The sequence below is a fragment of the Rhodoferax sp. genome, from assembly GCF_030646845.1.
Lineage (GTDB): Bacteria > Pseudomonadota > Gammaproteobacteria > Burkholderiales > Burkholderiaceae_C > Rhodoferax.
In genome coordinates this window covers 29,552-40,475 of record NZ_JAUSLE010000045.1, presented here as the reverse complement: position 1 = coordinate 40,475, position 10,924 = coordinate 29,552, and the positions used below count along the sequence as shown (strand labels likewise).

At 60.2% G+C, this 10,924-nt stretch carries 9 protein-coding genes; 3 read left to right on the top strand and 6 right to left on the bottom strand.

The annotated features are described in order from the left end of the window. The coding region (locus tag Q7T10_RS10510; RefSeq protein WP_304747959.1) for a UDP-2,3-diacylglucosamine diphosphatase at nt 1–444 on the bottom strand (444 nt) is incomplete at its 3' end. Continuing rightward, entirely contained in the window at nt 444–1,292 is an 849-nt protein-coding gene (locus Q7T10_RS10505) for a GNAT family N-acetyltransferase (RefSeq protein WP_304747957.1), read from the bottom strand. The genes Q7T10_RS10505 and Q7T10_RS10510, both read right to left, overlap by 1 nt. 196 nt (nt 1,293–1,488) lie before the next feature. Here Q7T10_RS10505 and Q7T10_RS10500 point away from each other — a divergent pair, with 196 nt between their 5' ends. The 3 genes from Q7T10_RS10500 to Q7T10_RS10490 all read left to right on the top strand — a co-directional run bounded on the left by Q7T10_RS10500 (nt 1,489) and on the right by Q7T10_RS10490 (nt 6,263). Beyond that, a complete protein-coding gene (locus Q7T10_RS10500; RefSeq protein ID WP_304747956.1) occupies nt 1,489–4,071 on the top strand; it encodes an EAL domain-containing protein in 2,583 nt (860 codons plus the stop codon). A gap of 3 nt (nt 4,072–4,074) precedes the next feature. Next, complete coding sequence (locus tag Q7T10_RS10495) at nt 4,075–5,397, top strand: hypothetical protein (RefSeq protein ID WP_304747954.1); 1,323 nt, start codon at nt 4,075–4,077, stop codon at nt 5,395–5,397. A 140-nt stretch (nt 5,398–5,537) separates the two neighbouring features. Then, nucleotides 5,538–6,263, top strand: coding sequence for a hypothetical protein (locus Q7T10_RS10490; protein ID WP_304747952.1), 726 nt, complete (start codon nt 5,538–5,540; stop codon nt 6,261–6,263). 348 nt (nt 6,264–6,611) lie between these two features. Here Q7T10_RS10490 and ccmI read toward each other — a convergent pair whose 3' ends face one another. The 4 genes from ccmI to Q7T10_RS10470 are packed head-to-tail and all read right to left on the bottom strand — an operon-like array spanning nt 6,612 to nt 10,919. Further along, nucleotides 6,612–7,970: a c-type cytochrome biogenesis protein CcmI gene (ccmI, locus tag Q7T10_RS10485; RefSeq protein WP_304747950.1), complete on the bottom strand. Its 1,359-nt coding sequence runs from the start codon at nt 7,968–7,970 to the stop codon at nt 6,612–6,614. Further along, entirely contained in the window at nt 7,967–8,434 is a 468-nt protein-coding gene (locus Q7T10_RS10480; RefSeq protein ID WP_304747948.1) for a cytochrome c-type biogenesis protein, read from the bottom strand. Before Q7T10_RS10480 ends, ccmI begins: the two co-directional genes overlap by 4 nt. Then, nucleotides 8,431–8,955, bottom strand: a complete 525-nt coding sequence (locus Q7T10_RS10475; RefSeq protein ID WP_304747946.1) for a DsbE family thiol:disulfide interchange protein — start codon at nt 8,953–8,955, stop codon at nt 8,431–8,433. Before Q7T10_RS10475 ends, Q7T10_RS10480 begins: the two co-directional genes overlap by 4 nt. Next, the gene (locus tag Q7T10_RS10470; RefSeq protein ID WP_304747944.1) at nt 8,952–10,919 is read right to left on the bottom strand and encodes a heme lyase CcmF/NrfE family subunit; all 1,968 of its coding nucleotides are present in this window, start codon (nt 10,917–10,919) and stop codon (nt 8,952–8,954) included. The genes Q7T10_RS10475 and Q7T10_RS10470 overlap by 4 nt, the downstream gene beginning before the upstream one ends. Between the last annotated feature and the right edge of the window lie 5 nt (nt 10,920–10,924).

Below are 10,924 nucleotides of genomic sequence, written 5' to 3'. Positions count from 1 at the left end.
CAGGTCGCCGTGTGTCACCCAGATGTTTCGCCCATCGGCCGTGGTGTGAATCGCGTCCTCCACCACTTCAATGCCACCAAACTGGTGTCCGATGAAGCCACGGGCAAACTCATCGTGGTTGCCTGGCACGTAGACGATGCGACAGCCTTTGCGCGCCCGGCGCAGCAGCTTCTGTATGACGTCGTTGTGTGATTGTGGCCAATACCACCGGCGACGCAATTGCCAGCCGTCCACAATGTCGCCCACCAGGTACAGGTAGTCACTGGGATGGTGTCTCATGAAGTCCAGCAGCGCACTGGCCTGACAACCGGGGGTTCCCAGATGCAGATCCGAGATGAAGATGGCCCGGTATCGCTTGCCTGCCAGGTCATCGTCAGCATCATCGGTGGCGGCGGGGATCATGCCACCGACCCACGGACCCATGGCATCGAAGGCCGCCCGCATCACGTCCCCAAAAAGTGCTTGCGGTAACGGGGAGGCAAATCATTGATGCGCATCATCATGGGAAGGTCTGCGCTATTGAAATCCGGGTCCCAGGCCGGGGCACCCAGAATCTTGGCGCCCAGACGCAGATAACCTTTGATCAACGGGGGGGGCTCCACTTTCAGGCTGCCGTCCAATTGGTCAACTGGCAGCGGCAGGCGCGGGTGCACGTGATGTTCGATTGGCGCGAGGTGGCTGGCCTTGAGCTGGTGCCAGATGCTGGCCGCCACGTCACCGCTGACGATGCCGTTGTGCAGCATGGGGATGCTGGCGCAGCCAATCATCGTGTCGAGCTTGTTGCGCACCATGAACTCAGCCAAGGCGCCCCACAAGGCCATGATCACCCCGCCGTGGCGATAGTCCGGGTGCACACAGCTGCGTCCCAGTTCGACCATGCGCTCGCGCAGGCTGCGCAGACGGGTGAGGTCGAACTCCAGATCGCTGTATGTGCTGCCCACGCGCCGGGCCTGTGCCGGTGTCAGAAGGCGGTACGTCCCGACAACCTCCTTCGTGATTTCATCGCGCACCAGCAGGTGCTCGCAGTAGTTGTCAAACAGGTCAACGTCGTGGCCGGGCGACATCGTATCCAGCCGGGCGCCCATTTCCTGGGCAAAGACTCTGAACCTGAGGCGCTGCGCCTGGCGGACCTCGTCTGTGTGTTTGGCCCACGACACGGAAAGACCACCTTTCTCTATCGGACGGGCTGGTACTTGAATCGGGTTGTCGAAATGTGGGTGCGGCCGGTGAAGCAAGCCTCGCGGCAACGACAAAGGGGACAAGGCGAAGGTGGGGTTTGGCAGTTCTTTCATTTCGTTCTCCTTTGTTGCGTTAGTGAATATTGGCGGCCTTTCGTGACGGCTCCGTGGCAGCTTCATGGCATTTCAGTGACAGATGAATAACCCCACAGCGCTGAGCACCCGGTAAAGGCACCGCCTGCGCCTGCGATTCGACTACCACAGGTACGAAACTTCCGCCTCCGCGTCAATCTTGCTAGACTGGCAGCAGATGGCCCCAACCTACCGTCAATACCGCTTACGCCAATGGTCAGTTGGGGTCGGCGTCTTTCTGCTTAGCGGTGTCATTGCTGCAGTTTTGATATGGAACTCGGAAGAGCAGGATCTGACTGAAGCCCGAGCCCGTGCCGCTGATCTGGCGTCAGATCACGCCCAGACACTGCAACGGGGTATCGAGCGCGCCCTGTCCGCGACCTATGCGATGGCCGCCCTGGTCCGACAGGGTCACGGAAATATCGTGGGTTTTGAAGCCGTCGCCACTGAAATGCTGCCCTTCTATCCAGGCATCGCGGCACTGGGGCTGGCGCCGGACGGCATCATTCGAAACGTGGTGCCACTGGCCGGCAATGAAAAAAGCCTTGGCTTTGACCAGTTGAGAGACATCACCCAGAACAGGGAAGCCATAAAGGCACGTGATACGGGCGAGTTGACACTGGCAGGACCCTTCGAGCTTGCGCAAGGTGGCCTGGGCGTGGTTGGCCGCCTGCCCATTTTTCTGGATGACGCGCAGGGACGCGCCGTCTTTTGGGGATTCACGTACGTGACTCTGCGGTTTCCAGAAGCCCTGGCCTATGCGCGCCTGCCGGTCTTGACCGAGCGCGGCTACGCTTACGAACTCTGGCGAACCGTACCCGATACCGGGGCGCGACAAGTCATTGAGGCATCCGCCAATTCGACACTCGATTCGCCGGTAGAGCGCCGGTTGAAACTTCCCAACGGCGAATGGACACTGAGCGTTGCGCCCATCCAGGGCTGGGGCGATTCAAGCCGCGTCTGGGTCAAGGCCGTCTTTGGATTTTTGATCAGCCTGCTGATGGCCTATCTGGCCTGGCTGTTGCATGAGATGAGAATGCGCGACGCGAGACTGGAAGTGCAGGTCAACGAGCGCACTGCAGAGATCCTGGCGGCGCAAAGACACCTCGAAGCCACCATGGGCGCCATTCCGGATCCGCTCTTTGAATTGGGACTGGACGGTCGCTATTACAGCGCACACTCGCCGCGGGCAGAATTGCTGGCACAGCCTGCCCAGGATCTGGTTGGCAAAATCATAACGGAGGTGCTGCCGCCGGATGCTTCCAAAGTCGTCCTGTCGGCCTTGCAGGAAGCCAATGAAAAAACATGGTCAATAGGCAAACAGTTCGCACTGCCGCTGGCCATTGGGACGCACTGGTTTGAATTGTCGGTTTCACGCAAGTCGGCGGCGTCTGTCGAAGACCCCCGCTTTCTGGTGTTGTGCCGGGACATCACACAGAACAAGCACGCTGAGGAAAAAATCCAGTGGATGGCCCACTTTGATTCACTCACGGGCCTGCCGAATCGGGTGTTGCTGACGGATCGAGCCAACCTGGCCCTGAGCGCTGCACAGCGCAACGGCACTTCGCTGACGCTCATGTTTCTGGACCTGGACCATTTTAAAAATGTGAACGACTCACTCGGGCACCGGGTGGGCGATGAATTGCTCGTCGCGCTGGCCGGGCGCCTCAAGACGGTCGTGCGCGACCAGGACACTGTTTCGCGCCTGGGTGGGGACGAATTCATCCTGGTGCTGCCCGACACGGATGCGGTGGGGGCCGCGCACGTCGCCGACAAGTTGCTGCATTCGGCTTTGGTGCCCTTCGAGCTTGAACAGCATGAACTGACGGTGACGCCCAGCATCGGGATTGCCATGTTTCCCACAGATGGCGCCGACTTTGACACGCTGTCCCGGTGTGCCGATGCCGCCATGTACCGCGCCAAACAGGACGGGCGTAACAACTACCGCTTCTTCACCGCGGAAATGCAGGAACGTTCCGACCGCACCCTGACGCTGGAAAACGCGCTGCGCCGGGCTCTGGAGCGCGACCAGTTGCAGTTGCATTACCAGCCACAGATCTCGCTGGCCGATGGCTCCGTCATTGGCGCAGAGACTCTGCTGCGATGGAATCATCCCGAGTTGGGTAGCGTCTCCCCCGCCGAATTCATTCCCGTGGCCGAAACCAGCGGTCTGATTCTGCCGATCGGCGAGTGGGTGCTGCGAACGGCGGTGCAACAGCTCAAGGTCTGGATGGCCGCCGGGATGGTGCCCATCACTGTTTCTGTCAACCTGTCGTCTGTGCAGTTCCGCCATGCCGATCTGCCCGAGCTGGTGACCACGATCCTTGACGAAGCGCGGCTGCCGCCCAATCTGCTGGAGCTTGAACTGACCGAAGGTGTCGCGATGACAGACCCGCTGGGTGCCATTGCGGTAATGAACAACCTGCACGAGCGTGGCATACGCATGTCGATTGACGACTTTGGCACGGGTTACTCGTCGCTGAGCTACCTGAAAAAGTTTCAGGTGTACAAAATCAAGATCGATCAGTCCTTCGTTCGTGACATCACCATAGACCCCGACGACAAGGCCATTGTGGGCGCCATTATCAGCATGGCAACGAGCCTGGGCATGCAAACCATAGCCGAAGGCGTGGAGACCGAAGGGCAACTCGAGTTTCTGCGGGCAAAAGGCTGTACCGAGGTCCAAGGCTACTATTTCAGCAGGCCGCTGCCGCCCGCGCAGTTTGAGGACTACATGCAAAGAAAATCACTGGAAATCTGAACGATGGAAACGAACTTCGCTGACGCCCTCAACCATGGCTGCATCTGCCGCACACTGGACCCACACAACCTGCAGCAGCAGCTGGAAAGCGATCCGGGGCTGACCGGGTTGGCGCAGTCCATCGCCCAGACCCGCCCCAACCTCTTTTCCTCCACCGTTGTCTTCCTGTCCAGCGGCACCTTTGATGCCATCGTGGCCACTGTCGCAGCGATTGAACGCGTGATGGCACTCCCTGCCTACCAGTCCACAGCACTGGCGCGCGCGCCTGCCATTGCGCAACACGAGTTTGGTCCGGCAGGGGTCTACATGGGTTACGACTTCCATGTGACCGCCGAAGGCCCGCAGCTGATAGAAATCAACACCAACGCCGGCGGCGCGCTGCTGAACGCGGTGTTGGCGCGGGCCCAGAAGGCGTGCTGCGAATCGATGAGCCAGGCCATTGCCGCTTACACCCCGCTGGAGGCTTTTGAGAAGATCTTCTTTGACATGTTCAAGGCGGAGTGGCGCGCCCAGCGGGGCGACCAGCCTCTGCGCTCCATCGTCATTGTGGACGAGGACCCGCAGGCGCAGTATCTTGCACCGGAGTTTGAGCTGTACCGGCACATGTTTTTGCAGCGTGGCCTGAGCGCGTCTATTGCCGACCCGCGGGCGCTTGAATGGCGTGACGGCAACCTGTGGCACGACAAAACGGTCGTCGACATGGTCTACAACCGGTTGACTGACTTCTATTTCGCTGAACCGGCGCACCAAGCCTTGCGCGAGGCCTATCTCGCCGGTGCAGTGGTCGTCACACCCCATCCTCGTGCGCATGCATTGATGGCCGACAAGCGTAATCTGGTGACGCTGAGTGATGACGAACTGTTGGCATCATGGGGCGTCAGCGCGTCGGACCGGCATTTGTTGACTTCCGCCGTGCCCCCCACGCAGCTGGTTACGCCCCAGCGCGCAGATGCCCTGTGGGCTCAGCGCCGCCAGCTATTTTTCAAGCCAGTCGGCGGCTATGGCGCCAAGGCGGTGTATCGCGGTGACAAGCTGACGCGCCGGGTTTGGGACGAGATTCTTGCGGGCGAGTTCATTGCCCAGACGCTGGTGCCTCCCGGCCAGCGCATGGTGGTGGTGGATGGCGTGCAGACGGATCTGAAGTTCGACGTGCGCGCCTACACCTATGCCGGACAGGTTCAGTTGCTGGCAGCCCGCACCTACCAAGGTCAGACCACCAATTTCCGCACGCCGGGCGGCGGCTTCTCACCGGTTGTGGTGGTGCCAAAACTCGGGGAGATTTCGAGTCTCTTTTCCAGCATTGACAGCACCGCCCATGTCTGCTGACAGGCTCGCCATTTCCTTGCGCCTGTCGCAGTTCCGGCAGAAAAATCGAGACAAATTTACAATTTTTCACCGAATGGTCATGTCCAGCTGACACTGATCGCGCAGACTTTTTATCCATCTTTCTGACAAAGGAATTCACCATGTCCTGCCGAATCATTCGCACCATAAGCAGTGCAACATTTGCCATTGCACTATGCGCAGGATCCCAGGCGTTTGCCGCCGACCCGGGTACTGACGCCATGCAGGAAGCCTATGCCCCCTACCGCGTAGCCCTCTTCAAGACCAATGGAAAATCCCAAGCTGAAGCGCAACAGGCGGCAACCCAGGCGCAACGGGCTTGGAACCAATTGATGGAGCAGTTTGGAGCCAAGCCACCGGCGCCCTATGACCGTGATCCGGCGTTTGCCAAATCATTGACTGAAGTCGCCAGGATCTACACCAAGGCATCCGACGAGATCGGCGCCAACCAGCTCACCGCAGCCCACGAAACGCTGGAAAAAGCCCGGGACATCATGGCGGATATGCGTCGTCGCAACCAAGTCATCGTATACAGCGATCACATGAATGCTTACCACGCCGAGATGGAGCGTTTACTGATTGACGGAAGCCAAGCGCTGTCACAGCCCAATGGCATGCTGCAGGTGACAGCAATGGTTGGTGCACTGAATTATCTGGCTACGAAATTGTCCACAGAGGCACCGGCCAGTTTGAGGCAGGACGAGGAGTTTCGAAGTCTTCTCAAGGCAGTCAACAAGTCAGTCAGCGATCTGCAGACAGCGTTGTTCGCCCAGGATCCGGTGGCGGTCAAAGACGCTATGAGAAAGATCAAGTCGCCGTACAGCAAGCTCTTCCTGAACTTTGGTTGAAACACGCCTCATTGGACGCACTTGCCATGCGCAGGGTTACGTTGATTGCGGCCGCTGTTTGTAGGCATCTCGGACTCCTTCTTGGAGAAGCAATATGGTTTCCGCGAAATGGTGTCGCCTTCAGCCAGATGCCTATGCCTGCGTGCTTGCCCTCGGGGTCTGGATGGTGCGGGTGAGGCCCGGTATATCCTGGCCATGAAGCCTCATGCATCAAGCGCGTTCAGAAGCTGCAGGCCATGCAATATGAGCGCCGCGCAGCCCCAACCCGGTCGGTCTCCATTAGTTGGATAGCGGCGGCCCGGTCGGGCCGTCGCGGGACTTGGCATTTTCCGCCTTCGTCCTATTGCATCAGGGTTTTGTCTTGAGTTGCAGAGTCAGCCCGCCTTTGCTGCGTGCATCAGCAATCTCTGCCGTCACCTGCCTGGCATCACTTGAACCAGGTTCAAGCACCTTGAGTACCATTTCCCAATGAGCCACGGCCTGAGCATAGTCGGCGCGCCGATAGGCGGCAGCACCGGCCATCATCAGGGCCATGGGATGGGTGGGGTTCAAGGCAAGCGCCTTGTTCACCAGCGCCAACGGACGACCTTCGAGATTGTTGCCTGCACGTATGGCCAGCACGTCGGCATACTGGGTTAACAAGTCGGGGTTACCCTCCACCAGTGTCCCCGCCTTGACGTAGGCCTGTTCCGACTCGGCCAGACGGCCCTGCACCTTGTAGGCCCGAGCCAGCCGGGCCCAGCCCGCGAGATCCTCCGGATTGGCCTTGAGACGCTCCGCCAAACGCTCGACCATCTGTTTGATTTTTTCCGCGGTCATTGGACCCGCTGTGGCTGCGTCGGCTGGCAGCGATGTGGCTTTCGCAGAGGCGGGCATTCCTGCCTTGGCGCGAGCTTCTGCAATGTCGACTTCCACTTGCTGGGCATCGGGCGAACCGGGCTCCAGCACTGCCCGTAGTTTTTCCCACTGTGCCACCGCACCCGCGAAGTCATCGCGGCGGTAGGCGGCCACGCCGGACATCATCAGCCCCATGGGATGCTGCGGGTTCAGCGCCAGAGCCTTGTTGATCAAATCCAGTGGTTTACCTTCCAGACTGTCTCCGGCACGGGCCGCCAGCAAGTCGGCATAGTCGGCCAGCAAGTCCGGGTCGCTTTCCAGCAAAGGTCCGACTTCGGCGAACGCTTGCTCCGCCTCCTGCAGGCGTCCCATCACTTTGTAGGAACGCGCCAGCATAGCCCAGCCTTTGGGGTTGTCAGGATTTGCCTTGAGGCGTGCCGCCAGACCGTCTACCATTGTCGCGACCTTGTCAGCCTCCGGTTTTTGCGCACTGACCGGTTCAATGGCTTGAGGTGCTCCCAACCACCAGTACATACCTGCCGCCCCCAGTGGCAACAGCCACACAATCACCGCCGCGGTGCGTCGGGCGGTCCAGAAAACGGCGCCGCTCTTCAACGGCGCCGGTAGCAGCTCTTCGGTGTCGTCCAGCAGACGCAACTGCAATTCATCCCGCGTGGCTTCATAGTCCGCAGGACTGATGACGTCGCGGGCCAGGTCTCGCTCTAGCGCCTTCAGTTGGTCGCGGTAGATGGCCGCGTTCAGTCGCTGGCTGGATACACCGGCCTGCGGTGCGGGACGCAGCAGCGGACGCACCACCCAGGCCAGCACCAGCAGCGTCAACAGCGCTGCGATTGCAATAAAAACAGTCATGAGGGGAGTTCCGTATCTTTGAGAAGAGACTGGGCTTTCTCGCGTTGGGCCGCATCAAGTACTTTCGGCGCAGCGCCACGCTGGCTGCCGCGCACCATGCGCACCAGCACCACCAATGCGCCGATCAGCAACAAGAAAGGGCCAAACCACAGCATCCAGGTAATGGGTTTGACGGGCGGGCGGTAACGCACAAAGTCGCCATAGCGACTGACCATGAAGTCCATGATTTCCGCGTCGGTTTTTCCGGCCTTGATGAGAGTGCGAATTTCACGCCGCAAGTCCATCGCCAGATCAGCCCGCGACCCGGCCAGCGACTCGTTCTGGCAGACCAGACAGCGCAGTTCTTCTGAAATGACGATCAGGCGCTGCTCTACCACTGGGTCTTCGGCCAATGACGTGGCCTCGCCCGCGTAGGACCATATGGCGCACTGCAACGCCAGAAAAAGTGCTAGCCAGTACTTCATTTTTGCAGCTCCCGTATCAGCGGCAGGATTTTTTCCTTCAGGGCTTCCTCGGTCACCGGGCCAATCTGCTTGTAACGAATCACGCCGGCCTTGTCGATCAGAAAGGTTTCGGGCACGCCATAGACACCGTAGTCAATGCCGATGCGCCCATCTTTGTCCGTCACCGAAAGATCGTAGGGATCGCCAAAGCGGGCCAGCCATGTCAAGCCGTCCGCCGCCTGATCCTTGTAGTCCAGCCCGACAATGGGCAGCGTCTTGGTCTTGGCGAATTCCATCAGAATGGGATGTTCCAGCCGACAGGCTACGCACCAGGACGCCCAGGTATTCAGCAGCCAGACCTTGCCAAGCATGTCTCTCGCTGAAAACTGCTGCCCGGGCGCATGCAGTAGCGGTGCGGTGAATGCCGGCGCCCCCTTGCCGATCAAAGGTGACGGGATTTCGTGCGGGTCACGGGTCAGGCCAATGGCCAGAAACACCACCAGCACGATAAAAATCCCCAAGGGGATCAGGGCCTTCTTCATGCGACAACACCCTTTGCTACACCTGCCCGGGCGCTTGCAGCGATCTTTTTGCGATAGCGCCGGTCCAGCGCGGCAATCGCACCGCCCAAGGCCATCAGCAGGCAGCCCCCCCAGATCCAGCTGACAAAAGGTTTGTGATAGACCCGCATCGCCCAGGCAGGGCTGGCACCGCCCTCAAGCCGCTCACCCAAGGACACGTATACGTCGCGGGTCAAGCTCGTGTCAATGGCCGCTTCGGTCATGGGCATGGTGGATGAAAAATAGGTTCGTTTTTCCGGGTGCATGGTTCTGAGAACCCGGCCGTCGCGGATCAACTCCACGTCGCCCACATCGGCGTTGTAGTTTGGTCCCTGCGCTTCACGGATGCCCGTCAAACGGAAGGTGTAGCCCCCCACTGACACGGTATCCCCCAGCGCCATGCGCACGTCTTTCTCAGTCTCGTAACCCTTGACCATGGTGATGCCGACCACGCACACCGCAATACCGATATGCGCCACGTGCATGCCCCAGAACGACATCGGTGTGGATTTCCAGTTGACCGTGTCCTTGAGCTGGCGGTAAATCTGCAGCAGGGACGCCAGCACAATCCAGAATACCAGCGTCAGGCCCAAGGCCACCAGCGTCGACCAGGCCCCGGCCAACAGCGTTGCGCCGCAGCCCAACAGCACTGCGAGTATGGCCACGGGTCGCAATTTTTTCGCCAGTTCCGCCACACTGTCGCTTTTCCAGCGCGCCCAGGAACCAATGACCATGAACAGCAGCACCGGCACCATGATGGGCGCAAACACCGAGTTGAAATAGGGTGGGCCCACCGACAGCTTGCCCAGGTTGAGCGCGTCCACAATCAGCGGGTACAAGGTGCCCAGCAGCACGGTGGCAGCGGCCGTAGCCAGCAACATATTGTTGACCAGCAGAAAAGTCTCGCGCGACACCAGTGCGAACGCGCCGCCCGAGCGCACTTTGCTGGCGCGCATGGCAAACAGGGTCAACGAGCCCCCCACCACGACAGTCAGGAACAGCAGGATGAACACGCCGCGCTTGGGGTCGATCGCAAACGCGTGGACCGAGGTCAGCACGCCGGAGCGCACCAGGAAAGTCCCCAGCAAGCTCAGCGAAAACGCGGTGATGGCCAGCACGATGGTCCAGTTTCTGAACAGTCCGCGTTTTTCCGTGACTGCGAGCGAATGGATCAGCGCGGTGCCCACCAGCCAGGGCAGGAAGGAGGCGTTTTCCACCGGGTCCCAAAACCACCAGCCGCCCCAGCCCAGTTCGTAATAAGCCCACCACGAACCCAGTGCAATGCCCAGCGTCAGGAAGATCCACGCCGCCGTGGCCCAGGGCCGCGACCAACGCGCCCAGGCGGCGTCAAGACGGCCATTGAGCAGGGCCGCAATGGAAAAGGCAAACGGCACGGCCATGCCGACATAGCCCATGTACAGCATGGGCGGGTGAAACACCAGACCGGGGTCTTGCAGCAACGGGTTCAGGTCGCGGCCGTCGGCCGGAATATCGCTCAGGCGCAGGAACGGGTTGGAGGTGATCAGCATGAACAGCAGGAAACCGACCGCCACCAGCCCCAGAATGCCCAGCACCCGCGACACCATGGCATCCGGCAACTGCCGGGAAAAAATGGACACCGCCAGCATCCATGAGCTGAGCATCATCAACCACAGCAACAGCGAGCCCTCGTGCCCGCCCCAGACCCCGGCAATGCGGTACAGCCCCGGCAGCTTGGAGTTGGAGTGTTGCGCCACGTACGATACCGAGAAGTCGTTGGTATAAAAAGCGTAGGTGAGGCAGCCAAAGGAAAAAGCCGTCAGCAGCCACAGCGCCTGTGCGCCAGGCCGGGCCAGCGCCATCCAGTCGCCGCGCCCCTGCTGACCGCCCACGACGCTCAATACGCCCAGGGCCAACGCCACAAACAGGGCAAGGATCAGGGAAAAATGACCAATTTCGGGAATCATGGGGT